Origin of the sequence: Pseudomonas sp. NFXW11, from assembly GCF_049887815.1 — a bacterium.
In the GTDB taxonomy this organism is placed as follows: domain Bacteria; phylum Pseudomonadota; class Gammaproteobacteria; order Pseudomonadales; family Pseudomonadaceae; genus Aquipseudomonas.
Map to the genome: position 1 here is coordinate 20230 of NZ_JAGEKI010000016.1, position 23845 is coordinate 44074.

A 23845-nucleotide genomic window follows, 5' to 3' on the forward strand; every position below is an offset into this window, starting at 1 on the left:
TGGGCGGCTGCGATGCTGCAGGCGACAACTACATCTGGTCTTCTGCGTAAATGGCGGCGCTGATGATCGCTCCGCCTACACGGCGCTTGCCGTAGCAGAGCGGTACCGGATTGCCCGAGGCGGTGGTGTTCTTTGCGCTGCCAAAGGCGTAGCCGGGTGTGTTCTCTGGTGCGGCACTGGTCTTGAGGCCGCCAGGTTGAGGGCTGAGCATTTGGATAACGCCGCCCAGCATCATCGACCCGCCCGTCATGATCAACGCTGAACCAAATGGCGCGCCAGCACCGAAAGTCCCACCAGTGATGATAAGGCCGACCACAACCAGAACTGCGCCCACGATGGTTTGCAGGGCACCACCGCGCTTGCTGCCGGTCATCACTGGAGCAATGCGAATATCGCCCTCTCCCGCAAAATCAAGTTCCTTCTCCACCAGGTTTGTCTTGCCGCGAAATACAGCGAACTCAAGCCCACGGGACTTGGCGTTGGACAAGAAGCGCTCGAAGCCGGGAATCTGTACGCACAGGGCTTTCACCGCCTCGGCTGGGGTCCTCACTGCCATCCGAAAGGACCGCCCAAACTGTCGGAGTTGGCCATAGAGCAGGATCGTAGTCATGGGCTGATAATTGATGGCAAGTGCCGACATTTGCTTTTCTCCAAGCAATAAAAAGGCCCGCCGAAGCGAGCCCTGAACAATTTAATGTGCCGCTACAGGCAGCCCTGTAACGCGGTCAGACGTTTGTTGGCAATCCAGTTGCCAACCACTACGTAATACTTTGCCTCAGAGCCTGAGCCCTTTGGCTGGATATCAGCGAAGTACTGAGAACCCTCAGTAAACACCGTATAACCGGTGTCACGCCCCGGCTGAAGCGTTGCCCCAGGCGTGCCGCCGAAGATCGGCTGGTTCTGCCATTCGTACTGGACACATTTTGCCAACGCGGCGTCGGCTTTCTTCGAGACCAGCACCTTATACGGCCCTGTCTGGCGCGCCTCATTCATGGTCGGAGCCATGCACCCCGCCAGCATCGCCACCGCTACCAAAGAAAGGGTTGAAAGTAAGGTAAGGCTTGAGACTTGGCTGATAGTTCTCATTTGTCTTTCGCCTTCAGGCATATCGAAAACCACTTATTCTCAAATTCGCTTACTGCTCTTTTTTTGTTCTCTTCAGCGCGAAAGGCTGAGGTGCTGTAGGCATCTTTAATAATCTCCGCCCCTAACGCGTCAACGAACGGATCCCCTGCCGAGGCTCTCATCATCTTTGCCATGGAAACTTCATCCTGACGATTCCTCATGATAGAGCCAGCCATTTCCGAGACGGAAGTACAGTAACTTAGTACCTCGTCAGATGGTTTAGCCGCGAGTGCGTTATTGGCGGATAGCGCCAAAATCGACAAAATCCCAATCCTTGAAAACACCTTCCGCATACCTAGCCACTCATTCTCATCCTGAATACACGACTGTACCCCGTACCTGACCAGGCATCCACTTCACTGAGGATCAGATGCAAAAAGCCCAGCGCGGGGCTGGGCTTTCTGCTGCTTTACCTCTGAGCCGGTAAAAAACTCTGCAACTGCTCCTGAACGATCATCCAGTGTGGATGGAACGCCAGTAGCTGGGAAGTGGCGGCGCGTAGTAGCTTTTTGTCTCTAGCCTAAAAAGGATCGCCGGAATGGCAAAAAAAGCAAGATTTTTCAGAGTTTACGTAGTCGATGGAAATGGCCGCCATCTCTCTTTCGAGGCAGCTTTTAGTGAATTAGACCTCTATAACAAAATCACCCCGCTACTCAGTCCTCACCAACGCCTAGAAACGATTGAACATATAGGGTACCGCTTCGTTGAGAGCCATCCAGATGAGGAGAACGACGCGGTTGAGTTTAGAGTCAAGCGCCCCTCTGGTAAGTACTGGTACTGTCGAGTAGGTGATCTTTCTTACCCCTACCTCACCCAGCAGTTCTCTAAAGACGTCAAAAACATAAACGATTTCTACGATGAGCGAGACGCAGATCGCTGTCTAGAGTAGCCAAGAAGTTCTCCAGTCCTTCGCCTGCAAGCCCAAGGACTGGGATTGCGCCAATCTCGGCGCGTTTATGACCTGGAGGTCAAAATGAGCAAGGAACTACCAAAAGATCCGATCAACACAGGATGGGTTCTCGGCTGGGGCGTAGTACGACATGCGCCGTGGAGCCTTCAGGGCGTTTTCGCAAGCAAAGATGAAGCTGATTCACAAGCACTAAAAGCCGGTGATGGGTTCAAGGTGCATTACGGATCTCACAAACCTGGAACGGATGATTTCGTACACTCCGATTCAGTTCATAGTTAGTGCCATCACAATCGTGCCGGGGCCGAAGGCTTTCTCTGCTCTGAGTCCCGGCTTTCCGATGTAGCGACGATTGTACCCACCGCTCCCAGGCCCAACCCTTCCATTGAAAATCAAGCGATCAACCTCTGTGTCGCCATCCATAATTGCGACAACCGTCTGGGCACCAAAGATTGCCTTGCTGGAGACGGTGAATAGATCTTGGATGGTTACAAGATAGTTCTGGCTGCCTTGCATGTGTCCCCCTGCGGCAGTGCCGCGTTATGTTGTTGGTTGTGCGTCTTTGTGCCTGAGGATCAGGCGTGCTCGGTCCAGCCATGGGCCGCCGAAAACGATAATCTCCGACGGCCTGCCGTACAGGTGGTGCAGCAGGAAAGGCCCAGGCCCGAACACTTCGGCAGCCTCACCTGGTAGCGCAGGATCTGAACCGAGGTAGATCCCTGCATGGTTAGGGTGAGCCGTGCGCCCCGCGGCCATGACGATTATGTCCCCGCGTTGAGGCTGGTCCACTCGATAGAAGCCTGCAGCCTCGTAGGCCTGCTCGTAGAGGCTGGGCCCGTCGGCTTTCTCCCACCAACCGTCCTCCCGCTTGAAAGCCTCGAACTCAAGCCTCCATTCCCGCTTATACCAGTCCGCGCAAACCTGCCAGCAGTCCCAGGCGCCATGCACGAACGGGCGCCCGAGAAGCGGCGTAGAGCCCGACGGGGTAACCGTGCGCAGGTCACCCTCAGGCCAGCTCAGAATGTGCCAGGGCAACGCCGTGGCCTCGCACATGGCCAGGTCCCGAGGTGATGGCCTGCTGGTGGCGTCCGGGTGCGAATGAACAATGCCGATCACCTCGCCCAGGTCTTCCGCCGCGGCGTAGTCCTCCGGGTCAAGTCGGAATTCTTCGCTCGGCTCGATCGAAATGTTTCGGCAGGGGAAGTACTGCTGCCTCCGTCCAACCGCAAGGACCAAGCCGCAACACTCCTTTGGGTACTCAGCTGCGGCATGCGCCTGTATCGCGCTCAAGATGTGCTTGCGCATGATCAGCTCCTGGCAATCAGAGATACGGCCGGGAACCCGCCGTGAGAAAGCTCATTGTTGGCGCCGAAGCGCAACTTGCAGGACGACAAACAGCCTTTGCACTGATCCTTGGCCGGGTCGTCTGTGGGTCTGTCCTCGTCATCGAACATTGCAGCGCCGGTATAACCGCAATCAGGCCCACGGTAACCATTGGTCATAGCCCAATGACAAAACGTCGTCATCTGCCGGCCTGGCAGGCCATGGTTGTCGATCTCTCCCGGGGAAGAGAGCTCCCAAACAACGGCCTCTCCGTCTTCACTGGTTTTCTGGTCGATGTACCAGATCTCAAGCGCTTCCTGGGTTGGGTCGGCAGTTGGGTTTCCATCTGGGAAATTCGCCGCATCCAGGTACTGGGCCAGGGTCTCGCGGATCGTCAGCTTGAACTTCAGCAAGTCATCGAAGGCCAGACACAGCGCGGTGATTCGCCCGTTCACGTTGTCGGCGGCAAAGGTCGGCCTTGTGGCCGTGCCGTCGCTGCTGGAGCCTATACCCTCGATCTGCACCGGCCAGGCCGCGTATTCAGCACCCTGCCACCAAATCGACTTGGCAGGCAGATCCTCTTCCGGTCCGGCATAGGCCAGCAATTCTTCCGGCGTGTGCGGGACAGCGTGACCGTGAAACCGCAGGTAATCGGCCCCGTATTCGGTACCGTCGATTTCGAACAGGCGAATCTCGCCGCCGGGCTCCAGCTTCTGGATGTCCGTGATCAGTGCCATGGGCTGTTATCTCAGGGGTGAAAGGTTTGTTCGAAGGTGGCGGTGATGGCGTAAGCAGATCCACCGCGGTGAACCGGCTTGTAGCCGTTGCACTTGTATAGGCCGAGCTCACCCAAGGGCGGCTCCCAGAGAAATCCCTTTGCCCCCTTGTGCCGATCAAGGAACGCCATGATCTCCTTGATGCGGGGCTTCAGCCCGGTAAAGGTCACCGGCCAGGACTGGGACCTGTTATTGATCCCGTCCTCGACCGACTGGGCATATCCGTCGCCAAATTGCTTGGTTCGGACGCGCTGAGTGACTTCCCCCTCGGCGCCCTTTTCAGTCGCCCAGGTGAATCGTTCGAGTGCCATAGATCATCCTTTTAGGTTTCGGCTGCTTACGCCGCCTTGGCGCCAAGACTTGGCGATTTCTTCGGCTGCAATCTGCCGCGTGCGCGACTCCATGTTCCGCTGGAACAGCTCGGCATCGAACTCAGCACCGTCTGGTCGGCCGGCCTCCTGCTCGCTCAGGACGATCGGCATGCTGAGGCTGATGTTTACCCCGCCACCTCCAGCTCCAACGGCTGCAACACCCAACTTGCCGTTGGCGGTACGGGTCAGCGGCATGATCGCTTCAGGGCCCGCCTCCCCCATGACGCCAGTGTTGCCGCCAGCCATCCCAAAGGCAGTTGGCTTGCTGACGATGGAGTTGGTGAAGGCGCCGCCATCGGCGAACATCTGCACGCCAGCGCCCCAGGCACCGCCATTGGCCTGATAGCTGGAGAAGTCGACCCCGGTATACCCGGCCTGCGTTGAGCCGGCTGAGGCCGCCCCTCCGCCGAAGTACGATCCGGCAGCAGAGGCAGCCATGCCGAACAGCGAGCTGAGCGCCGCAGAACTGGCCTGGCGAGTAGCAATCCTGGCCATATCTGCGAGGATCGACTTCGCGAAGTCAGCGAACGAGAGCTTCCCCGTCATCGCGAACTGGACGATTGCGTCCTCCATCGAGCTGAAGGCGTTGGTGAACAGGCTCTTGGTCTGGCCGGCAACATCTCGCGCCGACTCCAGGTAGTTCTGCCAGGCTGAGGACGCTCCATTTGTCCAATCGCCCTGGGCAGCCGACATATCGTCGTAGTTGCTGACCACGGTGTCGTGCAGCTTCTGCTGAGTGGTTTCCAGCGCCTGCAGCTTCTGCGTGTACTCATCGAGGCTCATGCCCCGGGAGCCATCGCCGTACTGGTTGGCCAGGTCCAGCTTCTGCTGGTTGATGCGGTCGTCGATTGCGTTCTGCTGGTTGGTCAGATCCCTCTGGCGGTCACCCTGGCCAAGCCCAGCCGCAGCACGCAGACCCTGCTCGCGTAAGGTGTCGACTTGCTGCTGCAGGGCGCTGGTGTAGGTCTTGACCGCCAGTTCCTGCTTCTTCAGCCTGCCTTCTTCGTTCTTGGTCAGCACGCTCAGCTCGGTGTCAGCATCCTGCTGAGCCTTGACCATTGCGGCGCGGGCATCGGCGATCTTCTGGTCGAGCTGGATGCGCTGGGCGGCGGAGGTGCTGGCCTTGCCCTTGGCAGCCTCAAGTGCCGCAATCTCAGCCTCGTAAGCAGCGGTGACCTCGTCCCGCTCATTGCCGATCATAGCCTGGCGTTTGAGCAGGTAGTCGGCCTGGGACACAAGTCCCGCCTTCTGCGCCGCGTCCAGTTCCTTCTGGGCGTTTTTGTACTCAGACAGGATGCCGGTGAGGTCGTTTTTCGAGTTGTTGAAGGCCGTCAGGTCTACCGCGCCGGTGGCAGTCTTCGTGTCCTTGTACTTGCTGTTAATCGCCGCTTTTTGACCATCAACACTTTCCTTGGTCAAGCGACTATTGGTCGGATCAGACATCCGGAGAGCTGAGAGCTCTTTTTCCAGATCCTCCAGCTCATCCTTGCGTTTGTCTGCGTTAGATCTGGTGGCCTTTTTTCTCGCATCAAGCTTATCAATCGCCTTCTGACCGGCCTCCATGATCGCGTTACGCTCTTTCTGCCTCTTAGCGTAATCGGTCTCTGCTGCGTCCTTTACTTCCAATCCCTTGATGTAATCGCGGAGACTTTGCTTTCCCTTCTCGCCAATGTAGACAGGGTCCTCGCCGGGTATTCTCTCGCTGCCACCTCGAGTTTCAAGGCGCTCAAGAGCCTCCTTTGCAGTTTGAATTCGCTCGGCGTTGGATTGGCTACGCCCTGCGTTCTTCAGATTGTCCGCAGCCTTTGCGACCAGGTTGTAGCCCTTCTCCCAGAGACTGAGGTTCTCCAGAATCTTGGGCGTCCGGTCGTTGATCGCATCCGCATACTGATCGGTGGCCAGCTTTACCGCTTCCGCGTGTCGCCCCTGCTCTTCGAGAGCAACGATCTGCGAGTAAACCGACGTAGTCAGATAGTGATATTGCTCATTGAGCGCAGCAGAAGCCTTAACGGGCTCATCAGCCAACTTCACAAACTCGGCGATCGTGTCGCCCACCGCTTTGCCTGTTGCCTCCTGCATCGACACGGCGGCCTGGGTGATCTCCAGAAAGCTCTCTCCGGCAATCTTGCCGTTACCCGCCAGGGTAGTCAGAGCCTCCGCAGCCTGTCCCGTTGTCCCGACCGTATCGCTGACCTGCTTGGCCATAACGCCAAGCTGGGAGGCGGTAAGCCCAACCGATCCGCCGGTTAAGATCAATGACTTGTTGAAGGTATCCTGCTCTTCGCTGCCCTTGTAATAGGCGTATGCAAGAGCACCGATTGCGGCAGTCACAAGGGCAATAGGCGCCGCGAGCGCGAGAAAGCTTGCAGCACTGGCCCCTGCCCCAGCACCAAGCTGCGCAACCGCCCGCGCACCGCTCCCCCAATCCCCAGACTGCAGGGCATTGGTTAGCTGCATGACGTTTTCTTGAGCCTGGCGGGTGCCGAGCTTCAGCTTGTCGAATGCGGTCTCTGTAGCGGTGATACCGGCTCGATCCTTTCCGATCTTGGCCAGTGCCTCGTTGTAGCGTTCAGCGCTGATTGCTCCACGCTGAAACGCCTCGTTCGCCGCCTTTTCCTGCGCCTCCAGTTTGGCCAGCTTTGCATTCACCGGGTCGATGCTGTTGACCGTACGCTTCAGCGCCTCGATCTGCCGGTTCTCGGCGTCGATCAGGCGCTGCTTCTGCGCTGCCTCCTTGGCTTCGGCCTTCTCGATCTTGTCGAAGGATTTGCCTAGACGCTCCTGGTAGGCCTCTTGCTGCTCAATGGTGACCAGGCCACCCTTGCGGGCTCGTTCAAGCAACCCCTCCGCCTGGACCAGCTTCTCCATGCTGTCGAGATTGCCAGTCATCGCCCTGTCGAGCTGGCTGATGATGGCGATTTCACTGGCCGCGCTTGCCCCCGCCTTGCGGCTGGCGTCGACCTGGCGCTCCTTCGCGCTGGTCGCTTTATCGATGCCCTGAGCAGCTTCCGCTTCCGCTTGGCTGATCTTCTTGCCGGTGCTGGCCAGACCTTCCCCAGCCTTGCCGAGATCGTCGACGGCCTTCTCCGCCCCTTCGGCCGCGTCGACCAGTTTATCCAGGTCATCGGCAGCCTTGACCGCCTGAGACGACTCAACCGCAATGCCAAGCGAAGCGAAGGTAGTGCTCATTTGTTGTCTCTCTGTTCAGCCATAACGGCCAGGGCCTCAGCCTCCATCTGCCGGATGTCACTGAAAATGCTTTGCCTGGAACTGGCCGGCACGCCACACATTCGAATGACGCTCGGCAGGACGCCGTAGTCCAGACCGGTAGCGCCGCACGCGCCCGCCCGCCACTGGGTGCCCATTGCCTCGAAGACGGTGAAGGCAGGCCAGTTGTCCGGCCAGACCTCGCAATCGCCCGTGAGGTCGCCCACCCGAAAGCCAAAGACCTTCAGTTCCTCAGCCAAAGGCTCTTGCTGATAGAGGGCACGCGCGGCGCTTAGGAGTTTCCCAGGCGGGCCTGGTTGAAGGCCTCGGAATAGGTCGCCAGTACCGCGCTGGGCACCGAGACAATCGAGGAGACCAGGACGCGGATGTTCTGGTCGTTGAACTCTTCTTCGAAGTCCCAGCCGGCCACCACAGCCTTCACTTGATCCACCTGCAGGTCGATCTGGGCTGCGGTGAAGGCTTTCAGGTCCATCTCGTCAGCCTTCAACCCCAGGGCCTTGTGGCGCTCGCCCCACTTGGCGTAGAGCTCGGCCAGGCCGGTCCGGTCCAGGTACTTGAACTCGAACCCGACCTTCACCGGCTCGCCGCCCAGCTGCGGGATCAGCACGTCGGCCTTGAAGGTTGGATTTTGGATCAGGGAGAACTTGGCCATGGGTTACACCGAAGTCAGATAGCGGGTTGGCTCGGACTGCAGCGCCAGGTTGACGGTGCGGGTCAGAAGGTTGTTACGGGACACCGCTGGCTGCTTGGAGAAAGAGGTGTAGGCCCCGTACAGCAGAGTGTCATTGCCCGGGAGGTTGAGCCGTGCAGCCTGCACCTTCTTGCCCGCATCAGCCGACATCAGCACCGCGTTGAAGGGTTGGGCCGGATCATCTGCGATGGTCAGCACCATGCTCGCCGCCGACTTGTCAGTCGGGATCTGCTTGCCCTGGTCATCCTCGAGGAAGGTGACGTCGAGGTAGTTCTGCTCCCCACCGGAGAAAGCCAGGTCGGTGACCTGCGGAATCAGTACCCAGGTGAGGATCTTCTTCATGGTCCCAGCACCGTTGCCAGCCGGAAACAGCTGCGTATCGGTGGTATCGATCCCTTCCAGGGTAATCGCCACCTTGGTGGCCGCCTTCACGCGCACCACCTTGTTATCCAGCTTGCTCCAGCCGGAGGTCAGCAGCACGATATCGCCAGCGGCAAGATCAGCATCTGCAACGGTGGCCACCGCCTCGGAAGCGTTGGTTATTGCAGTGAAAGCCAAAGCCGGAGCGTAGGTCGCGGCATGCTGGAAGTTGCCGCCGTTGGGAATTCGGTATGCCATTGGGTTTTCCTCACTTCAGAAATAACAAAACCCGCTCAGTGGCGGGTTCGTTGGGTTGCCCGATGGGCAGAATCAGTTGGTGTCGGCTCGGTACTGGAAGGACACGGGGACGGTATAGGTGGTGTCGCCCTGAATGCCTGGGCCCTGGCCTGGCGGGGTCATGGTGACCACCGTCAAGCCGGCCTTCTCGTTCCGCTCATACAGCGGAAACAGCGCGCTGATGTCGCCAGCCAGGCCGCCGGCCGGACCGCGGTACTTACCCGATGACACTACTACGCTGACCTGGAAGACACCGGTGTACAGCCGATGATCGCCGCCCAGGGTGTTGCTCGCAGTGTCCGCCGGCAGCGTGTAGGTACGGAGGTAGGTTTCTCCGTCCTTTGGCGTGTAGGCCTCGTTCTCGACAACCACTTTCAGCGGTGGAACCCTGGCTTTCGCCCAGGCGATAACACGCGCCTCGAAGATCGAGGCAATGATGTTGTGACTCATACCTGGTTGTTCCTGATGGCTTCATCGACGATCTGCTGAAAACGGGCCAGAGTCGTACGAACCATGCCGCCGGGAGGAACCTGTTTGCTGTGGCCATATTCTAGGGCGATCCCGTACGGGAGGTTGTTCACGATGTACGCCGTCTGCCCAATCGTTAGTGCTTCGACCTGAGCTTTCAACACCGCAATACTGACGTTACCGGAACGATCAACCTGATCGAGCACGCCATCAGCCGGCGTATCGATCGAGAACTGCCAGTTGCCCCTGAAGCGACCGCCTACATAGTCCTTGCCGGCCACCAGCCCGTTCACATTGAAGCTCTGGTCGCGCTCGGTCTTGGTCAGGGGCTTGGCGTACTTCACGCCGCGGCGCAGCTTGCCGGCTTTGGTGAAGTTGCTTTCGTCCAGGTTGATCAGCGTGTTGCGCACCGAGACCTTGAAGTCGTAGTCGTCAGCTGCCCGCGTGTTGGCCGCACGGAGCGCCACGTTGGCGGCCCAGACCTCCGGATTGCCCACCGGCGACATGCGAATCACGCTGCTGCCGATCTCGATCACGATCTCGCGAAAGGTGGCATCAATGCCGGCCTGGGCCTGCTCGGCGAACTGGCGGATGTTCTCGGCGAAGCTGCCGTTCTTGCCCGCATAGCGGTTCATGACCGCACCTGCAGCTCGTACAGAATCGGCGTACCGGCGGGGTTGATCTCTTTCAGCGGCGGAACGATAGACCAGGTGCGGCCTTGGATTATCACCTTGTTCAGCAGATCCGGCGCCCACTCCAGCCCCTGGGCGGCGACCTTGAGCTTCTTGTCGCCCTGCTTGATGAGGCTGTTGTTCTGGAACTCCAGTCCTGTGAAGTCGAGCAGGATGCCCTGGGTGGTTTGCTCGGTGATGGTGTCGGGCCCGGCGAACCCTGTTTCAGGGTCGTACTCACCGGGCTTGATCTTGCGGATGGTTACGGCTTGGCCGAACTCTGTGATCATCTCCAGAGCCATAATGGCCATTTCTTCGTAGAATGCCATTTGGCTACCCTAAGGACCTTTGATGACTAATGGCGAAAAAGCATTGTTATTGATTGAGGCTGCCGAGCGCCTAAATAATGCATTGGCGGACTTCAGTAGAGTCGACGAATGCCCAGCGAGAGCCGCCCTAATACTGGCAATTCGCACCGTATTAGCTGGAACACGAGCAGAAGAGTTCACCGACGACCTAATAGCAAAACTTACTCAACACTCTGTCCCACTCAACTCAAGCGACTTTGCCACTTTGACTAACCTTTTATCTGGTGATAGCGAGGACGATTTGTTCAATGTTTATGCCCATTATAAAAATGGGCAAATGGTGAAGTGTTGATTTAGGCCCGCACCGCAAATAACCCGCGCCGTTGTAGGTAGTCAGCAAACTGCGTGGCGCTCGGCCGGTCCGGCGCCGCCGGTAACAGCCGGCCACTGGTGTTCGGGATGGTGGCGTACTCGCGAGTTACCACCCCTTCGACACGCTCCAGGGTTACCGCACCTTTGCGCTTCTCGATCGGGTCGATGTCGTCCTGATAAATCTCGACCGCCAGAGCCATTTGGCCGTACTGAATCCGCGCCGGTAGGTAGTTGTTAGGCTTGATCTCCTGATCCAACAGCACTTCCCGACGCGGCCAGGCCAGAGCCTGCTCGCCACTGGTCTTGCGGCCCTTCCAGGTCATGCCATCCATTGCCAGAGCCGCGCGGCGAAGCAATGCTTCCTGGGCAGGCACCTCGGCGGGGATGGTCATGCCAAACTTCACGGCGTACATGGCCAGATCCTCGGCGGATGCGTAGCTTTCGGCGTCAGGCTTACCGGTACCATCCTCGACTATGAGTGCCATAAATCAGCTCGCTGGAATGAGTTTCACAATTTCGACCTTGGGCGCCTTCGGATCGAACTCAATGCCCTGGGCAGTGAGCCAATCACGCAGATCTGCGACGCCCATCTTGGTAGGATCGGTCTCGCTAGAGGCGCCCGCTTCGACGATGTCCACTTCGACATCGAGGGCCTTGTAAGCATCGACCACATTCGGCCATTGCCCCACCACCACGATCTTGGTTACGCCGGCCTCCGGCCTGTCGAAGTACTGCGGGTTGCGATAGCGCTTGTCAGGATCGAAATCAGTGGTTTGCGCAGAGTAGGTCAATTCCATGGGTATCTCCAAAGCGACCCAGGGCGAGCCGCCTATTGAGGAAAGCGCTGATTAAGGCGCGGACAGATCGATCAGCACGCCGGCAGTGACCTTGTCGCTGGTGGCGTACTTGGTCCAGTTGGCACCAGTACCGATCGCAGCCAAATTCGGGTTCACACCGCCAGTAGTGTCCTTCCAGCTGTAACCGAGCAGGTCCAGGTTGAAGGTACCTTCAGCGCGGAAGCCCATCGCCAAGTTTTCCTGGGTGTTGATCGGGTACGAGCGGAAGCCTGGAGCCTGGGATTCGGTGATTTTGATTGCGCCAGCCTGCAGGCCGAAGATGGTCTCGGTCGGGATGGTGTCCGATACCAGAACCGGCTTGCCCATGGTGCCGGGCTGGCCACCGTAGATAACCACGCCGGCTTCTTCGTAGACCTTCTCGGTGATGGCCTGGTCGACCATGTCGAAGTAGGTCGCCGAGTCCATGGTCCAAAGCGCGATACGGCCGAAGCGGTCGCCGAACTTGCGCATGCCCTTGGTCAGCGCCTTCTTGCCGTCAGAGGCAAAGCTGGCCTTGGTGACCATATTGGCGTTGGCACCAATAGCAGCCTTCAGAGCAGCCATCGCGTACTGGATGTATCCCTCCAGCACTGCGTCGGCGTAGTCCTGACCCACCAGTTCGGAGAACTCCTCAGGCGACCGCGCGCGGCGCTTGAAGGCCTCCTCGGTGGTCTCATAAGGGCCGTACTTGAACGGCACCTTCACCCCGACCATTTCGCCAGAGCCGATCTTCTGACCGGCTACCGCGGCAGTCGAGTTCACGTCGCGGTGAGCGATGGAACCGCCGAGCTTATAGAAGGCGCGCTTGCGCAGGTCACCCTCGATCAGTTCGTTGTCCAGAACCAGGGCGCCGTTGGAGGAGGTATTGAAGATGTCGATCACATCCTGGATGCGCTCCAGGTAAGCGGTTTGGGCAAGGTCGTTGTAAACGATCATGTCCGAGGTGACGGTAGTCCCCATGGGTTACTCCATTATTTGGGCAATTTCAGGTAGGCGTCCTGGCCGTTTGCAGTGATGAACTCACGCTTGGCGACAGAGGACATTTCAGAGCGTTTCAGAGCGGCCCCACCGCCATTTCCAGCACCGCCGGCCCCGCCGCCTGATGCCTTGCTGCCTGCGATCAGAGGACCGAACGCAGGGTCTTTGGTGAATTCATTTTTCAGCTCTTCCAGCGTGGTTGCGGAGAGCTTGCCGGCCGCATCCAGCACCACGACGGTTGGCTTGCCATCGCGCTGCTCGACGCTCAGCCGGCGTTCGATATGAGGGAGCAGTGCCTTTGCACTGCCTGGGATGGCCAGGGTGGTTGCGATCTCGGTAGCCGTGCGCCCTACGGTCAGATCCCGGATCTGGCCCTGCAGGGTGCTGCGTTCCGACTCCAGCTGGCCATTCAGCTCTGCTTCGCGGCGGCTGTACTTCTCGGACCAAGACTTCTCGAGCTCTTCGACGTTGCCGGACTTGCGCAGCGCTTCTTCGCGCTCCAGGCGAGCCTGTTCTTCAGCAGCCTTGCGCTTGTCAGCCTCGGCCTTCTTCTCGGCTAGCAACTCTTCAACCTTCGACTTCAGGCCGGATACGTCTTCTGGTTGTGGCAACCCTTCAATGCCCAGGACGTACTTGCCGTCCTTCTCGGTATAAAAAGCGCGCACGGATTCGTCTACCCCTTCCAGGGTATCCAGTTGGAATTTCAGCATTGGGTGTCTCCCGGAGACGTAGGTGCAGGCCCTGCCTGCGGGCATAAAAAAACCCGCCGCAGCGGGTTATTCGAATAAAAAGCCCTAAACCTTAGTCATGTGCATTAAAGAAATAGCATCGACGGAATAGGGCCGATATCCATATGTTTCATTGATCACAGTAAGAATTAAGTTCTTCTGAACGGACTGTTGAAGAAAAGGGTGATTAAGGAAAAGCTGAAAAATCATGACCAACTCCATATTCTCGAGTCGCTCCTCCTTTTGCGCATGCGCGGTGATCGCAAATATCTCTCTCGCCTTCCTTACTGTTACCTGAGGAGTGTCTATAAATCGTACCGCCTCTTCAAATTTATTAATGATTTGAACAAGCTCTTGCGCCGTTAAATTTGCCAACATGTCCCTATGCCTTATCCCCTTGAGATTGGTCTACATTATCAGTCCTGCTCTCTCGAACGCCAGCGGCTCTAAAGCCCTCATTTGCGTAAGATTCAGGGGTGTAAAGTTGCGATCAAGCTGCAGCTCTGCAAAGCGCTCCACGCTCAGACCGCCCTCGCGGAGCAACCTTGCGCGCTTAGGACCAATAGCCTTGTCTTGGAACGCCGACGGCTGCTGCTTGAGCCACTCGTAATAGCTAAGGTCGGCCCTTACCTGCTGCGGGCCATCCCCACCGACAGAAGCTCGCGTGGCGTCCTTAGCGAACAGCGCGCTGAACCTGGTCACCGCCACCACCGTCGAGCGGCAGTTGAGGTGGATCGGTGGCCTAGGCCCCTCAGTCAGCTTGAACCGGCGCTTGTCGAGCGTTCGGCACTGAGGCGTGGTCTTCGAATCCAGTGTGCTGACCCACTCCACCGACTGGACGACGTCGGAGTTCTCTTTCAGCGTCTCCATGCGCGCCTGGGTGGCGACGTGCTGCACCGCGGTCCGCACGATGGCGCCGGCGTTACGGTTGGTCGTGGCCAGGATGCCGTCGTTGTAGTTGAGCGCCTTGGTACCGCGGATGTTCTTGATGATCTGGAAGTTGGTCTGGCCTTCGAAAAAGCCCTGCCGGATCGCACCGGTGAGGCGCTGCCGCTCGGTGGCGGTGAAGCCATCAATGAACGACTTGAGCAGCTTCCCGCCATCCACACCGCGCACACTGAGCGGATTGGATAGGATCGCCGTTCTGATCACTGCAGCGCCTGGGACAGCAGCCTCAAAGGACACACCCACCGGCGCCGCCCGTGTCAGGCTGGTAGCCTCGAACTGCGCCTCATAGTTGGCGATGTCGACCAGGTCCAGATTCAGCTTCTCGCTGTACCGGTCAAAGATGCCCAGCAGCAGGCTGTCGACCTCCTGCAGCAGCACTTCAAGGCGCCGGGCGGTGTACTCGGTGAGGTCCACGCGAGCCAGGCGGTCACGGATCGACCTGTCGATCTCCTTGAGGAAGGGGCCGAACTTTTCGACTTCCCCCGACTTCAACTGCTCGAGGAACACGGCATGCCGGATGGTGGCATCAAGGATCGCTTGGTTTGCCGCCATCGCCAGCCCCTCCGGTCAGGTCATCCAGTTGCGGGCCCGCTTCAGCAGTCTGCAGTTCATCCCGGATCTCGTCGTCGGTCTTCTCCGGATCGATAACGCCGCGGTCGCGCAGGTACTGCCAGAAGTCAGCCTCAGGCAGCCGGCCACCCTGCACAGCGTTGAACAGTGCAGAAAGAATCGTCGGGTCGAGGCTGATCTGCGTGAAGTCCTGGTTCAGCTTGTAGAGCGACTCGCCGGCGACGTTCAGGAACTCGCCCATCCATTCCAGGCACTGCGAATAAGCCTCGCTGACGTTGCTCACGATCAAGGACAGCACGCTGTGCTCGGCAGCGCTGTCGTTGTCGGCCTGGGTGGCGGTCTTCACCGCACTGCCACGCTCGATCAGCCTGGCGCCGAGAGCGATCAACTGATCCTCCTTGGTGTCCATGGCTTCCTTGATCATGGTGTTGGCCTGGGCCTGGAGAATTCCGGCGGTACCGCTCTGAGGCAGAGGCAGAATGGCTCGGGAACCGAAGTAGATCCCCTTCTCTTCCAGCATCTTCACCCACTGCTCATCAAGGCCGGCCATGTACACCTGGGGCTGGCCCATCAGGTAAGCCGCATCCTCATAGTCGGCACTGTTGCGGTAATGCCCGATGTTGATCTCGGCCATGTCGTACAGCGGAGAGTCGTCGATGCTCGCGTCGTTGTTCTCGCTGCCCAGGAACTGAAAAGGGATCACCTTCCAGGGCTGGCCGGCCCCGTTCAGCGGAGTGAACGGCAGAACCACAACTGCTGCCTTGCCTGAGCCCTCCTCCCACACTTCCTGGGTGTAGATACCCGCAGCATCCAGTCGCAGCACGCGATACTGAACCACCTGCTTGCTGCCGAAGCCTTCATCGGTATCAACGTCGACCTGCTCGCGTAGAACCACCAGGCTCAGCAGGTGCTGGCCGCCTACCTTGCGGGTCTTCCAGTTGATGATCGCTTCAGTGGGATAGCTACTGATGGTCGCGCGAACCCGACCTGAGGTCATGTCAGCAAGGCTCACGGCCTGGCCGTCTACTTGCGGGTAGTCCACCAGGAGCCCGTGGCGGCCAACCTCAAGTAGATGCCCAATCACCGATTGAGACTGCTGATAGATGCTCACGCCTTGGCCATCGATATCCTTGGCCACGTAATCAAGAGCCCCTGGAATCGTCAGCGTCGGCCAGGTGCGAAAGACTGCCCCCACAAGGCTGTGCTTGGTCCGGCCTGTGGCGTTGTAGAACACTGCGCGCTGCTTGTACCCGCTGTAACGCTCCAGGTTCTCCTTGCTCTTATCGTGAGCATTGGGCCGCGGCAGGTATCGCTCGCTGGCAGCCTTGATGGTTTCCGACCCTTTGCAGACGTCGCGCACCAAGCGCCAGCGGTTTCGCGCCGCGTCATACTCGGGGCGGGTGAAGGTGACGTCTGTCATCGGGCGAATCCCATATTCAGCGAGGTGATCGGTTTCACGATCGGGAACTCTTTGTGGATGAAGTACCCGCCGCCATCGTTGGCGTGGTCGTTTCCTTGTGACTTGTCGGGCTCGCCGTTGGGCGCCCATACCTGCTGCTCCAGGCCGTCGGCGTAGGTCGGACAGGTAAACGGGTTCACCAGGTAGCGCCGCTCGCCCTGGGCGTTGCAGAACATGGCGTTCATGGCGTTGATTCGGTCCTTGACCGGCGGGTTGGCCGCGGGTGCGATGACCGAAAAGCCGGCCTGCTTGAGCATGGCTATGTCCGTCATACTGGCGTTGACCGATTTGCGCGAGTCGCCCGAAGCATCCGGGTAGATCCTGATCTCGCATGTCTTCTTGAAGTCGTTGCCGTCGTGCTGCCAGTAGCGCTCCTTGATGCGGCGGATCATGTCCGGCGTGTCGTAGCCATCGATCAGCTCATCGACGGCCCTGGGCAGCCCCTGGTCGCGTTTGACGTGGGTGATTGCTGCCATCTTGCCGACGTTGAAGTCCATCCCGATAAACAGCGGCTCGCCAGCCTGGACCGTGTCGAAGCACTGGTTCAGCTTGCGGTCGTAGGCGTGGTAGATCGAGCCCGAGGTCAGGTTGACGAACTGGCCATTCAAGTAGGCCCTGATCAGCTGCTCGGGGTACGACTCCATCAGCGACGGGATGTAGTCGTCGGGCAGGTTCAGCTCGTTGTCGAAGGTGCTGGCCTGGACCAGGCCATACATCTCCTTGAGCGCCGGTTTGTCGCGCAATTGCTTCACGAACTGCTGGAAGACGAACTTGAAGCCCTCAGGCGTCGTGGTGACGTCTACACCGTTCTTCAGGCCCGGCAGGTTGTAGCGCATCCGGGCAATGATCTTGCGCCAGGCCTGCTGTGCCTTGATCGACGTCAGCACGTCCAGCTCATCCACCAGGGCGTGGCCGATCTTGAAGCCGACGATGGTCTGCGGCTTCTCCATCGACCGGCAGATCACAGTGCCGCGGCATTGCCGTCCGCTGTAGATGTGAACCTCATGGTTCGCCTGGTTGATCTTGGTCTTCAGCCCCCAGTCGTAGGCCACTTCATCCATGGTCGGATAGAAGATGTCCCGGATCTGCGGATAGGTCGGCGCGAAGTAGCCAGCGTTGACGCCGGGCCACTCCATGAAGTGTTTGCTCAGCGCGGAGCAACCTACCCAGGTCTTCCCCGACCCAAAGCCAGCAACAAAAGCGCGGAACTTGTGGGGCAGCGTGAGGAACTGAGCCTGAGGAATGTTAAGGCTCGGCATTCGGCTTCCTCGCATCCACCACGTCGACCTGGATGCGGGTCGGGATCAGCGGCTCGTCGTCCGGCTCTTCCTTGCGGGCGCGGTTGACGTACATATCGCCGCACTCCTTGGCGGCCTGCTCGTAAAGCTGGGCGGTCAGGGCCAGGTTGCGCATGCTCTCGGCCTTCTCGGCCATCCTTGCCAGGCCGCGGAGACGAAACGCGCGGTTGGCGATCGGGATATCAGCCGTGTCCTCTCGGAAGCGCTTGCGGGTATCTTCGAATACCGTCCTCCACTTCACCCCAAGATCACGCCCGGCATACTTGGTGGGGTCGTACAACTCGCACTGCTGTCGAGTTACATCAAGCCCGAATGTTTCCTTGACCGCCTGCACTACCTGCGTTGGCGTATCAAAGCAGGCCAACGCCTGCACAATGAAGCGCTTCACCTCATCTTTCAGGGCTGCCATATGGGTTTATTCCGTCAAGGTCCTGTCAAGGATCAGGCCGACTTGAGCAGACAGGTTCCGCAGGCCCTCGATATGTTCAATTTCCCCACCTCAGCAGGATTGTTTGCAGCGTCTACCAGGGCCTGAACGTCAGGGCTCGCACCATAGCGGCGGACCACACCGACGAACTCTTCGACGTCGTGTCCGCGTAACTTCAGCTTGGGTGCGCCTTCCTGGGTGAATGCCGGCTGACCGTACTTATCGGTCGCCTGGGCGATATGGTAGAGCTCGTGCTCAATGAGCGCGCAGAACTCAAGGTCGCTGCACTGAGCACAGTAGTCGGCAGCCAGAGTGATGATGAAGGCCGGCACCTCGCCGAACCAATCACGCATCTGTTGCTCCATCCGGGCTTTCTGCCAACCACCAGCGCGGAACGCTACCTGCTCGGCCTGGCCCAGGACTGTTCGACCCTGCTTCTCGAAGCTCGATGATGCCCACATGACCTGGATGCCTGCATCCAGTAGGTGGGCATGATCTTCGTTGTGGATGCTGCCGGTGTCGGCGAGAATCTCAAGCTGAATCCAACTCCACACTTCAGGCCCTGGGACCAAGCGAATGCCAAATCCAGACAAATCCGAAAGTTCAAGGAGTGATGTCGGAGGATGCGGCCTTCCCATGCTCCACCTCAAACTTTAAATTTTCGACATTAGAACGAAACAACCTACTGGGAGCATCAGTTAAAAATGGCAGATTCAAATATCGAACGATTTGACGAACTGACTGGCCTGGTCTTCTCGAAGCTGTATCAAAGCTTCCCGATTGCCATTGATCTGCACGTAATGCAGTTTGCTGATGCCTTGGTTTACGACAAGCCACTCAACGAGGACGAACTGTCCCAGGGCGGTGAACCGCTTGAGTTTTTCGACAATACAATTCAGTGGCTGATCGAGTCTGGGTATGTTGTCTCCCGCCACATCTCGTCATACCGCTATACCTTTGAGTCATGCACCCTAACCGCCAAAGCCTTGGAGGTTCTAAAGGCTGTACCTCAGAGCGTAGGCGGTGAAACACTCGGCGGCAGACTGGCAGCTGCAGCCGCGGACGGTGCCACCGGAAAACTGAAAGAGCTGGCTGGCGAAGTGTTGAGCAAGGGTTACGGCTTAGCTGTCAACGCAGCGATGAACTGGACGAGCTAAACAATAATTTAGTACCCCTGCATCTGAATATCGCGACACAGTTTGAGTATTCGCGAAACGTGTCGTGACCTATGGTTTCCTGCGCTCGACACTGTCCTTGCGCGTATTACAGCGCAGACAGTGCTCGCAGTTCAGCGCCCTGCACAGCCAGACCTTCACCCGCTGCCAGTACGTGGCCATGAAGACGTGCCGAACGCCGGCCAGGGCCAGAGAGGCGTACAGGGTCGCCTCTGCCACCGACTGGGACATGATCAGCCTGTCGTTGCGCACCAGGAGCGCGTAGCCGCTCAGGGCGATAGTCGCGTAGATCAACTTCCCCAGCACCCCATCGCGGACCTTCTCGCTCAAGCAGCACCAGGTCGCCCATAGCGCGATCAGTCCAGCCGACCACGTTGCAACGTGTTCCAGGATCATGTGCCACCTCCCCCGAACTTCGAACGAATGAACGCCCAAAGGTCAGCAGCTTTGATTGCCCGGGTGATAGCGGCGATCAACGAGCCACCGAAGGTGCCGAGCAAGAAACCGATACCGGCAACGCTACGGGGCTCAACCACTCCCAGGTAAGCACTCACCAGTCCGGTCAGGTAATGGGCGCAGACAGCGCCCGAGAAAATGAATACGGCCCAGGCCTTTCGGTCTACCAGGTCGTCGCGGTGCCACCAGCTCGCGGCGAATGCGCCAACCAACCCCGCGGTAAACCACGTATCAAGCCTGTCGAGCAGGCGGTACAGAAACTCCATGCGCTCGACTCCGAAGCTGGACATGAAAAGGCCCCGCATTCTGCTAGGCCCATAAAAAGAAACTTCCACTCAGGGTTACGGCCAGCCGTCTCCAACCGACTCATTACGCGCCAATTATCATCATCGTTTACGATGGCTGTCCGTGACCCACAAGTATTGAGATGGAGCTGAATATGCTGGACACCATTCACATCATTGACGAGTACCTGGCCAAACCTAAGTCGATTGGCAGTGAATCAACTCAAAACTTCACCATGCCTGGGCGAGAGCACCCGGGACTGTCCTATATCTCACCGCTAACACCAACGCTCTCCATACTTCCGACCTCACTTGTTCTAGCTGCAGTCAGCGCAATGCCCTCTCTTGCTAGCGTTGTATCCGGTGACAAGGATGAAGACAAAGAAGCTCATGCAGAGAAGGAGCGATTGCTCGCTGCATATGTCGATAACGCCACCTTTTCTCCAAAGCAGGCAAAGTCTGAAGGTTACCGCTTTCAGCCTGGTCATCCGATGGTTGGAAAATCCTACCGGAGGCACCCTCTTGCAGACTTCTCTGGAGCCGAAACCGAGCATCTGTACATACCAAGTGAGGGCTACGATGCTCACGTGCTGGAGGAAAGAGAATCTGAGCTCATAAGACTCCTGGTATCTCTTGGAGCGACTCGAATAAGCATCACAAAAAACACTTCCAACAGAAGTGGCAGCCTCCTCAAAGCTGGCGGCTCAATAGATGCTGGTCCCATCGCAGCAGCAGAGGCGGGTTACGGGAGCAATTCGCAGCATGCAAGCGGCACATTGGATACCAGAGTATTCAATCTCAATGGCTGTACATGGAGTACCTCGAGAACACTAGATCGCAGCGGGTTCTTCTGGCTGGCGTTCGAACCCTCGTGGAAAGCAGTTCTGTTCGCTAGAGAGCACGGTGGTTGCACCGACGCTTCCCTAGAGCTCAAGGAAAATACTTCGTTCTCCGAAGACAGAAATGTCGATCTTTCCATCAAGGCGAAACAACTCGGAGGAGGAGTATCAGTAAACCTAGGGGCAAACGACAACGAGGAACGAGTGCATGTGGTAAACGTTCAATTCGGCCCCTTCGTAAATGAAGGCTAGCTGCATAGCCAACTTTCCTTTCGCCAGAGGTTTCTTCACCTCTGGCATCCGACTGCCCAGATCTCGCCAGGACCAGTCTCGCGCCACCCCGACAGCGATGATGAGGTAAGGGTGCGCGGGCTGCCGGTGTTTTTCCGTTGCCAGTTGCACTGCACTTACCGGCTTATCAGTGTCCAGGCCTTCCGTGAGGCTGCCCTCGCTGCAGGGAATCCGAAAGACATCCGGGAAAACTCCCACTTCGGTAGCGGCTTTCCTCAGAGGCACAAAAGCCCGGTACAGGTCCGGGCTTTCTATTTCATCCAGGCTTATGGATCAGGAGGCACCGTTAAGCCAGCAAATCCCATGTCAATGCGATTGCGCCACCCGGAGTAGACGAGTATGTCCACAGCGCCTTACCCGCAGGGATGCGAATCGGGTACGGCATAACAACCTCCGAGTTGCTATTCGTGATACGAGAACCGTTGGCGGAGAAGATGATTGCTGAATCAGCAAGGGAAGAACCGGTCGGCCCGACATATAGATCAACGGTACCGTTCGAGGGGGCGATCAGGCCGGTCTGGATGATCAGACCACCAGTATTTTGTGCTGCCGATACAATCTCCACAATCCCGTTCGGGTGCAGTGTAGTGAAGTGCTTACCCATAGTTACTGCGTTCATTTTGTTACCTTTGAATGGAATGATTGGTTGCGGAAAATTCCGCATTCATGTCGCTCAAAGGCGATGAGTTGAAGCTCTTGGCTTTCAGTCAGTTGGCTACTACAGCCTGATACGGCTGAGCACCATCGTTTACTTGGTGATGAGCATGTCGATAGTGCTGGTGTCACAGGTGTAGTTGGCCTTCTTGTCGAGAACCAAGTAGATAGCGGACGATTTGGTGACAGGCACTTTGCTGACCGAAAAGACCGCGCCATTGCCTCTGACCAAGCTACCCGATTGAAGAACCGTGTCATCCTGATTCAAAGACCAGGAAACGCCATCACCGCAACTGTTGTGAATGCTGCTGACTCGCCCGAGAATGTTGATCTCGCCCACCACAGGACTGGCCCAGCGAATGACCGTCTGGCTGTTCTGGCCTGGGTGAAATGCCACGTCACCAGCTGCAATGGTAAAGCTGCCGTTTGCAGTGTAAGTGTAAGGTTTCAGGTGAACCGACACGTGTGCCCCAGACACTTGATCCATCCAGCATGTAGCCGGGAGGTTGCTGCATGAGTCGGCTTTGAAGTACGGCAATGGGACGTAGTTTTCGGCCTTGTTCGCACCAGACGAGTTCTGCATAAACGACCAAGGAGAACCTTGTGGGGCACTCTCCTTTGCCAGAATTACATCCCTTGCCAAGTTCCAGGACATTGCTGTGTCGGCAAAGGCACTCATGCTGGCACCAAAAAGCGCCAACAAACCGAGCAGGGAAACACTGGTAGTCTTTTTCATTTGGATTGCCCTATTGAGTCGAATGATTTGTCGCGGAGAATTCCGCTCTCATGTCGCTCAAAGGCGATGAATTGAAGCTCTTGGCTTTCTTGCTGATGATTGTTCAGGCCACCCGAGTGCGGCCTGAAGAACGCGAACTCTCAGCCCCAGACGTTATCAAACGTGAAGTCCTTGACCTTCCAGTTTTCAATAGTGCTACCTGGGTAGATCACACGTCGACGCGGGCGAACCGTAGGGGTATAGCCAAATCGTGCCCAAACTGGGAGTTCTTTAACCACGGATAAACGCCCGTTGGCCTGCAGCTTCAGCTCTGCACCAGGTTGCCCTGCTGTACCCGTGTACCAGAGTGGGGTGTTGTTTGCGCCATAGATGACAAAGTTACCGTCAGTTTGCATGACCGCGCGCGTTGCCCCTTTGTTCTGGGTCCAACTGGCCCAGAGAACTCCCAAAGGCCCGTTCGAAACCACAAAGTTGCCGTCCGACTGAAACACCATAGTCGTGCCGCCAACAACATAACGCTTCTCGACCTCCAGGGTGGTGCCGCCCGGAATGGCCAATGATGGTTGGGTAAAGTCTGGGAGAAGGGCCGCATTACTCGCCCAAAGCGGAACCGATTCAACAATCACCAGATTGCCGTCGTCCTGGACCTGTACGAATGTACGCTCCGCAGACCCTTTGTCACCACCAACTGGAACGCCGTTTGTGGTCATCCAGGCCCGGCCACGCGAGTGGTCTACAAGAATCCCTGTAGTATGAACATAAAAGCAGTTCACAAGATCGTTATTGGGATTTCTGCTGGTCGTGGTGTAGGGGTTGTTGTCAGCCACCCAAGCCAGCGCGCCGTTATCGTAAAGTGCAAGGTTGATATCTGGTTGCAGAAGCAGCTTAAAACGCTTGCTCGGCGACTCAAGATATTGGCCTGGAACCATGAAGTGACGCGGCGGCAAGACAGGGTTGCCGTTATTGGTAAATGGTGCAACGGAAAAAGTAGCCATATTGCTCACCTATAAAGTCGAATGATTTGTTTGCACAGCCTTGGCTGCACTCATGTCGCTCATAGGCGATTGCTCGAGGCTCGCGGCCTTCACTCGGAGACATGCAGATCAGCGCCGACATCAAGCTGACACTCGCGTCCTGCACTCCCGAGGAGTTGAATGACTATCTCAACAAAATACTGTACATGCAACCAGTATCTTGAATCCTGTTTGCCCACCTGTATTAGCAGCTCGGAGCAAAGGGTGCGGGGAGCAGAAATAAAAAAACCCCGCA

Annotated in this window: 34 protein-coding genes; 5 read left to right on the plus strand and 29 right to left on the minus strand. The window is 57.7% G+C overall.

The genetic code is table 11. The features are described from left to right. Window positions 1–28: 28 nt before the first annotated feature. From J4P02_RS22510 to J4P02_RS22520, 3 genes are all read right to left on the minus strand, one after another. Window positions 29–640, minus strand: a complete 612-nt coding sequence (locus tag J4P02_RS22510; protein ID WP_426194378.1) for a tail assembly protein — start codon at window positions 638–640, stop codon at window positions 29–31. Window positions 641–702: 62 nt separating this feature from the next. Further along, the gene (locus J4P02_RS22515) at window positions 703–1086 is read right to left on the minus strand and encodes a hypothetical protein (protein WP_426194380.1); all 384 of its coding nucleotides are present in this window, start codon (window positions 1084–1086) and stop codon (window positions 703–705) included. Next, window positions 1083–1418, minus strand: a complete 336-nt coding sequence (locus J4P02_RS22520; RefSeq protein WP_426194382.1) for a hypothetical protein — start codon at window positions 1416–1418, stop codon at window positions 1083–1085. Before J4P02_RS22520 ends, J4P02_RS22515 begins: the two co-directional genes overlap by 4 nt. A gap of 245 nt (window positions 1419–1663) precedes the next feature. On the opposite strand from J4P02_RS22520, the gene J4P02_RS22525 reads away from it, so the two are divergent. Next, window positions 1664–2014, plus strand: a complete 351-nt coding sequence (locus tag J4P02_RS22525) for a hypothetical protein (RefSeq protein WP_426194384.1) — start codon at window positions 1664–1666, stop codon at window positions 2012–2014. An 84-nt stretch (window positions 2015–2098) separates the two neighbouring features. Beyond that, window positions 2099–2314 carry a hypothetical protein gene (locus J4P02_RS22530; protein ID WP_426194385.1) on the plus strand — a complete coding sequence of 72 codons (216 nt, stop codon included), beginning with the start codon at window positions 2099–2101 and terminating at the stop codon, window positions 2312–2314. On the opposite strand, the gene J4P02_RS22535 is transcribed toward J4P02_RS22530, so the two are convergent. From J4P02_RS22535 to J4P02_RS22585, 11 genes are all read right to left on the minus strand, one after another. After that, window positions 2300–2548, minus strand: a complete 249-nt coding sequence (locus J4P02_RS22535; RefSeq protein ID WP_426194387.1) for a hypothetical protein — start codon at window positions 2546–2548, stop codon at window positions 2300–2302. The genes J4P02_RS22530 and J4P02_RS22535 overlap by 15 nt on opposite strands. Before the next feature lie 24 nt (window positions 2549–2572). Further along, window positions 2573–3337 carry a C40 family peptidase gene (locus J4P02_RS22540; RefSeq protein WP_426194389.1) on the minus strand — a complete coding sequence of 255 codons (765 nt, stop codon included), beginning with the start codon at window positions 3335–3337 and terminating at the stop codon, window positions 2573–2575. 2 nt (window positions 3338–3339) lie between these two features. Beyond that, window positions 3340–4092 carry a phage minor tail protein L gene (locus J4P02_RS22545; protein ID WP_426194391.1) on the minus strand — a complete coding sequence of 251 codons (753 nt, stop codon included), beginning with the start codon at window positions 4090–4092 and terminating at the stop codon, window positions 3340–3342. 11 nt (window positions 4093–4103) lie between these two features. Beyond that, window positions 4104–4442 carry a phage tail protein gene (locus tag J4P02_RS22550; RefSeq protein ID WP_426194393.1) on the minus strand — a complete coding sequence of 113 codons (339 nt, stop codon included), beginning with the start codon at window positions 4440–4442 and terminating at the stop codon, window positions 4104–4106. A 3-nt stretch (window positions 4443–4445) separates the two neighbouring features. After that, complete coding sequence (locus J4P02_RS22555) at window positions 4446–7691, minus strand: phage tail tape measure protein (RefSeq protein WP_426194395.1); 3246 nt, start codon at window positions 7689–7691, stop codon at window positions 4446–4448. After that, window positions 7688–7936, minus strand: coding sequence for a DUF1799 domain-containing protein (locus tag J4P02_RS22560; RefSeq protein WP_426194649.1), 249 nt, complete (start codon window positions 7934–7936; stop codon window positions 7688–7690). Before J4P02_RS22560 ends, J4P02_RS22555 begins: the two co-directional genes overlap by 4 nt. Window positions 7937–8001: 65 nt before the next feature. Further along, the gene (locus tag J4P02_RS22565; protein ID WP_426194397.1) at window positions 8002–8382 is read right to left on the minus strand and encodes a phage tail assembly chaperone; all 381 of its coding nucleotides are present in this window, start codon (window positions 8380–8382) and stop codon (window positions 8002–8004) included. A gap of 3 nt (window positions 8383–8385) precedes the next feature. After that, window positions 8386–9039, minus strand: a complete 654-nt coding sequence (locus J4P02_RS22570; RefSeq protein ID WP_426194399.1) for a phage tail protein — start codon at window positions 9037–9039, stop codon at window positions 8386–8388. 72 nt (window positions 9040–9111) lie between these two features. After that, window positions 9112–9528 (minus strand): phage tail terminator-like protein, encoded by a 417-nt coding sequence (locus J4P02_RS22575; RefSeq protein WP_426194401.1) that lies wholly within the window; start codon window positions 9526–9528, stop codon window positions 9112–9114. Then, entirely contained in the window at window positions 9525–10181 is a 657-nt protein-coding gene (locus J4P02_RS22580) for a hypothetical protein (protein ID WP_426194403.1), read from the minus strand. Before J4P02_RS22580 ends, J4P02_RS22575 begins: the two co-directional genes overlap by 4 nt. Then, entirely contained in the window at window positions 10178–10546 is a 369-nt protein-coding gene (locus J4P02_RS22585) for a hypothetical protein (RefSeq protein WP_426194405.1), read from the minus strand. The genes J4P02_RS22580 and J4P02_RS22585 overlap by 4 nt, the downstream gene beginning before the upstream one ends. A gap of 22 nt (window positions 10547–10568) precedes the next feature. On the opposite strand from J4P02_RS22585, the gene J4P02_RS22590 reads away from it, so the two are divergent. Further along, window positions 10569–10877: a hypothetical protein gene (locus J4P02_RS22590; protein ID WP_426194407.1), complete on the plus strand. Its 309-nt coding sequence runs from the start codon at window positions 10569–10571 to the stop codon at window positions 10875–10877. A gap of 1 nt (window position 10878) precedes the next feature. Here J4P02_RS22590 and J4P02_RS22595 read toward each other — a convergent pair whose 3' ends face one another. From J4P02_RS22595 to J4P02_RS22640, 10 genes are all read right to left on the minus strand, one after another. Further along, window positions 10879–11382: a DnaT-like ssDNA-binding protein gene (locus tag J4P02_RS22595; RefSeq protein ID WP_426194409.1), complete on the minus strand. Its 504-nt coding sequence runs from the start codon at window positions 11380–11382 to the stop codon at window positions 10879–10881. Between the two features lie 3 nt (window positions 11383–11385). Beyond that, window positions 11386–11694: a hypothetical protein gene (locus J4P02_RS22600; protein WP_426194411.1), complete on the minus strand. Its 309-nt coding sequence runs from the start codon at window positions 11692–11694 to the stop codon at window positions 11386–11388. Window positions 11695–11745: 51 nt separating this feature from the next. After that, window positions 11746–12693, minus strand: coding sequence for a major capsid protein (locus J4P02_RS22605; RefSeq protein WP_426194413.1), 948 nt, complete (start codon window positions 12691–12693; stop codon window positions 11746–11748). 11 nt (window positions 12694–12704) lie between these two features. Continuing rightward, the gene (locus J4P02_RS22610) at window positions 12705–13421 is read right to left on the minus strand and encodes a hypothetical protein (protein ID WP_426194415.1); all 717 of its coding nucleotides are present in this window, start codon (window positions 13419–13421) and stop codon (window positions 12705–12707) included. A gap of 84 nt (window positions 13422–13505) precedes the next feature. Continuing rightward, window positions 13506–13817, minus strand: coding sequence for a hypothetical protein (locus J4P02_RS22615; protein ID WP_426194417.1), 312 nt, complete (start codon window positions 13815–13817; stop codon window positions 13506–13508). A gap of 30 nt (window positions 13818–13847) precedes the next feature. After that, the gene (locus J4P02_RS22620) at window positions 13848–14939 is read right to left on the minus strand and encodes a minor capsid protein (RefSeq protein WP_426194419.1); all 1092 of its coding nucleotides are present in this window, start codon (window positions 14937–14939) and stop codon (window positions 13848–13850) included. Then, window positions 14914–16377 carry a DUF4055 domain-containing protein gene (locus tag J4P02_RS22625; RefSeq protein ID WP_426194421.1) on the minus strand — a complete coding sequence of 488 codons (1464 nt, stop codon included), beginning with the start codon at window positions 16375–16377 and terminating at the stop codon, window positions 14914–14916. Before J4P02_RS22625 ends, J4P02_RS22620 begins: the two co-directional genes overlap by 26 nt. Next, window positions 16374–17675, minus strand: a complete 1302-nt coding sequence (locus tag J4P02_RS22630; protein WP_426194423.1) for a terminase large subunit domain-containing protein — start codon at window positions 17673–17675, stop codon at window positions 16374–16376. Before J4P02_RS22630 ends, J4P02_RS22625 begins: the two co-directional genes overlap by 4 nt. Next, complete coding sequence (locus tag J4P02_RS22635; RefSeq protein WP_426194425.1) at window positions 17662–18123, minus strand: DUF2280 domain-containing protein; 462 nt, start codon at window positions 18121–18123, stop codon at window positions 17662–17664. Before J4P02_RS22635 ends, J4P02_RS22630 begins: the two co-directional genes overlap by 14 nt. Window positions 18124–18155: 32 nt before the next feature. Then, entirely contained in the window at window positions 18156–18779 is a 624-nt protein-coding gene (locus J4P02_RS22640) for a putative metallopeptidase (protein ID WP_426194427.1), read from the minus strand. Between the two features lie 66 nt (window positions 18780–18845). Between J4P02_RS22640 and J4P02_RS22645 the strand changes: the two genes are divergently transcribed. After that, window positions 18846–19298 carry a hypothetical protein gene (locus tag J4P02_RS22645; protein WP_426194429.1) on the plus strand — a complete coding sequence of 151 codons (453 nt, stop codon included), beginning with the start codon at window positions 18846–18848 and terminating at the stop codon, window positions 19296–19298. Window positions 19299–19367: 69 nt separating this feature from the next. Here the strand turns inward: J4P02_RS22645 and J4P02_RS22650 are convergent, their stop codons facing one another. Both J4P02_RS22650 and J4P02_RS22655 read right to left on the minus strand, forming a co-directional pair. Beyond that, window positions 19368–19712 carry a hypothetical protein gene (locus tag J4P02_RS22650; RefSeq protein WP_426194431.1) on the minus strand — a complete coding sequence of 115 codons (345 nt, stop codon included), beginning with the start codon at window positions 19710–19712 and terminating at the stop codon, window positions 19368–19370. After that, a complete protein-coding gene (locus J4P02_RS22655; protein ID WP_022639557.1) occupies window positions 19709–20038 on the minus strand; it encodes a hypothetical protein in 330 nt (109 codons plus the stop codon). The genes J4P02_RS22650 and J4P02_RS22655 overlap by 4 nt, the downstream gene beginning before the upstream one ends. Before the next feature lie 173 nt (window positions 20039–20211). On the opposite strand from J4P02_RS22655, the gene J4P02_RS22660 reads away from it, so the two are divergent. After that, the gene (locus J4P02_RS22660; RefSeq protein ID WP_426194433.1) at window positions 20212–21147 is read left to right on the plus strand and encodes a hypothetical protein; all 936 of its coding nucleotides are present in this window, start codon (window positions 20212–20214) and stop codon (window positions 21145–21147) included. 325 nt (window positions 21148–21472) lie between these two features. Here J4P02_RS22660 and J4P02_RS22665 read toward each other — a convergent pair whose 3' ends face one another. The 3 genes from J4P02_RS22665 to J4P02_RS22675 all read right to left on the minus strand — a co-directional run bounded on the left by J4P02_RS22665 (window position 21473) and on the right by J4P02_RS22675 (window position 23571). Beyond that, on the minus strand, window positions 21473–21805 hold the full coding sequence (locus tag J4P02_RS22665; RefSeq protein WP_305949609.1) for a hypothetical protein: 333 nt from the start codon (window positions 21803–21805) through the stop codon (window positions 21473–21475). A 129-nt stretch (window positions 21806–21934) separates the two neighbouring features. After that, window positions 21935–22576 (minus strand): hypothetical protein, encoded by a 642-nt coding sequence (locus J4P02_RS22670; RefSeq protein WP_426194435.1) that lies wholly within the window; start codon window positions 22574–22576, stop codon window positions 21935–21937. A gap of 140 nt (window positions 22577–22716) precedes the next feature. Continuing rightward, window positions 22717–23571, minus strand: a complete 855-nt coding sequence (locus J4P02_RS22675; RefSeq protein WP_426194437.1) for a putidacin L1 family lectin-like bacteriocin — start codon at window positions 23569–23571, stop codon at window positions 22717–22719. Window positions 23572–23845: the final 274 nt, after the last annotated feature.

Coding starts and splice junctions, on each gene's coding strand:
- J4P02_RS22510 (WP_426194378.1), bottom strand. CDS start 640: ATGTCGGCACTTGCCATCAATTATCAGCCCATGACTACGATCCTGCTC.
- J4P02_RS22515 (WP_426194380.1), bottom strand. CDS start 1,086: ATGAGAACTATCAGCCAAGTCTCAAGCCTTACCTTACTTTCAACCCTT.
- J4P02_RS22520 (WP_426194382.1), bottom strand. CDS start 1,418: ATGCGGAAGGTGTTTTCAAGGATTGGGATTTTGTCGATTTTGGCGCTA.
- J4P02_RS22525 (WP_426194384.1), top strand. CDS start 1,664: ATGGCAAAAAAAGCAAGATTTTTCAGAGTTTACGTAGTCGATGGAAAT.
- J4P02_RS22530 (WP_426194385.1), top strand. CDS start 2,099: ATGAGCAAGGAACTACCAAAAGATCCGATCAACACAGGATGGGTTCTC.
- J4P02_RS22535 (WP_426194387.1), bottom strand. CDS start 2,548: ATGCAAGGCAGCCAGAACTATCTTGTAACCATCCAAGATCTATTCACC.
- J4P02_RS22540 (WP_426194389.1), bottom strand. CDS start 3,337: ATGCGCAAGCACATCTTGAGCGCGATACAGGCGCATGCCGCAGCTGAG.
- J4P02_RS22545 (WP_426194391.1), bottom strand. CDS start 4,092: ATGGCACTGATCACGGACATCCAGAAGCTGGAGCCCGGCGGCGAGATT.
- J4P02_RS22550 (WP_426194393.1), bottom strand. CDS start 4,442: ATGGCACTCGAACGATTCACCTGGGCGACTGAAAAGGGCGCCGAGGGG.
- J4P02_RS22555 (WP_426194395.1), bottom strand. CDS start 7,691: ATGAGCACTACCTTCGCTTCGCTTGGCATTGCGGTTGAGTCGTCTCAG.
- J4P02_RS22565 (WP_426194397.1), bottom strand. CDS start 8,382: ATGGCCAAGTTCTCCCTGATCCAAAATCCAACCTTCAAGGCCGACGTG.
- J4P02_RS22570 (WP_426194399.1), bottom strand. CDS start 9,039: ATGGCATACCGAATTCCCAACGGCGGCAACTTCCAGCATGCCGCGACC.
- J4P02_RS22575 (WP_426194401.1), bottom strand. CDS start 9,528: ATGAGTCACAACATCATTGCCTCGATCTTCGAGGCGCGTGTTATCGCC.
- J4P02_RS22580 (WP_426194403.1), bottom strand. CDS start 10,181: ATGAACCGCTATGCGGGCAAGAACGGCAGCTTCGCCGAGAACATCCGC.
- J4P02_RS22585 (WP_426194405.1), bottom strand. CDS start 10,546: ATGGCATTCTACGAAGAAATGGCCATTATGGCTCTGGAGATGATCACA.
- J4P02_RS22590 (WP_426194407.1), top strand. CDS start 10,569: ATGACTAATGGCGAAAAAGCATTGTTATTGATTGAGGCTGCCGAGCGC.
- J4P02_RS22595 (WP_426194409.1), bottom strand. CDS start 11,382: ATGGCACTCATAGTCGAGGATGGTACCGGTAAGCCTGACGCCGAAAGC.
- J4P02_RS22600 (WP_426194411.1), bottom strand. CDS start 11,694: ATGGAATTGACCTACTCTGCGCAAACCACTGATTTCGATCCTGACAAG.
- J4P02_RS22605 (WP_426194413.1), bottom strand. CDS start 12,693: ATGGGGACTACCGTCACCTCGGACATGATCGTTTACAACGACCTTGCC.
- J4P02_RS22610 (WP_426194415.1), bottom strand. CDS start 13,421: ATGCTGAAATTCCAACTGGATACCCTGGAAGGGGTAGACGAATCCGTG.
- J4P02_RS22615 (WP_426194417.1), bottom strand. CDS start 13,817: ATGTTGGCAAATTTAACGGCGCAAGAGCTTGTTCAAATCATTAATAAA.
- J4P02_RS22620 (WP_426194419.1), bottom strand. CDS start 14,939: ATGGCGGCAAACCAAGCGATCCTTGATGCCACCATCCGGCATGCCGTG.
- J4P02_RS22625 (WP_426194421.1), bottom strand. CDS start 16,377: ATGACAGACGTCACCTTCACCCGCCCCGAGTATGACGCGGCGCGAAAC.
- J4P02_RS22630 (WP_426194423.1), bottom strand. CDS start 17,675: ATGCCGAGCCTTAACATTCCTCAGGCTCAGTTCCTCACGCTGCCCCAC.
- J4P02_RS22635 (WP_426194425.1), bottom strand. CDS start 18,123: ATGGCAGCCCTGAAAGATGAGGTGAAGCGCTTCATTGTGCAGGCGTTG.
- J4P02_RS22640 (WP_426194427.1), bottom strand. CDS start 18,779: ATGGGAAGGCCGCATCCTCCGACATCACTCCTTGAACTTTCGGATTTG.
- J4P02_RS22645 (WP_426194429.1), top strand. CDS start 18,846: ATGGCAGATTCAAATATCGAACGATTTGACGAACTGACTGGCCTGGTC.
- J4P02_RS22650 (WP_426194431.1), bottom strand. CDS start 19,712: ATGATCCTGGAACACGTTGCAACGTGGTCGGCTGGACTGATCGCGCTA.
- J4P02_RS22655 (WP_022639557.1), bottom strand. CDS start 20,038: ATGGAGTTTCTGTACCGCCTGCTCGACAGGCTTGATACGTGGTTTACC.
- J4P02_RS22660 (WP_426194433.1), top strand. CDS start 20,212: ATGCTGGACACCATTCACATCATTGACGAGTACCTGGCCAAACCTAAG.
- J4P02_RS22665 (WP_305949609.1), bottom strand. CDS start 21,805: ATGAACGCAGTAACTATGGGTAAGCACTTCACTACACTGCACCCGAAC.
- J4P02_RS22670 (WP_426194435.1), bottom strand. CDS start 22,576: ATGAAAAAGACTACCAGTGTTTCCCTGCTCGGTTTGTTGGCGCTTTTT.
- J4P02_RS22675 (WP_426194437.1), bottom strand. CDS start 23,571: ATGGCTACTTTTTCCGTTGCACCATTTACCAATAACGGCAACCCTGTC.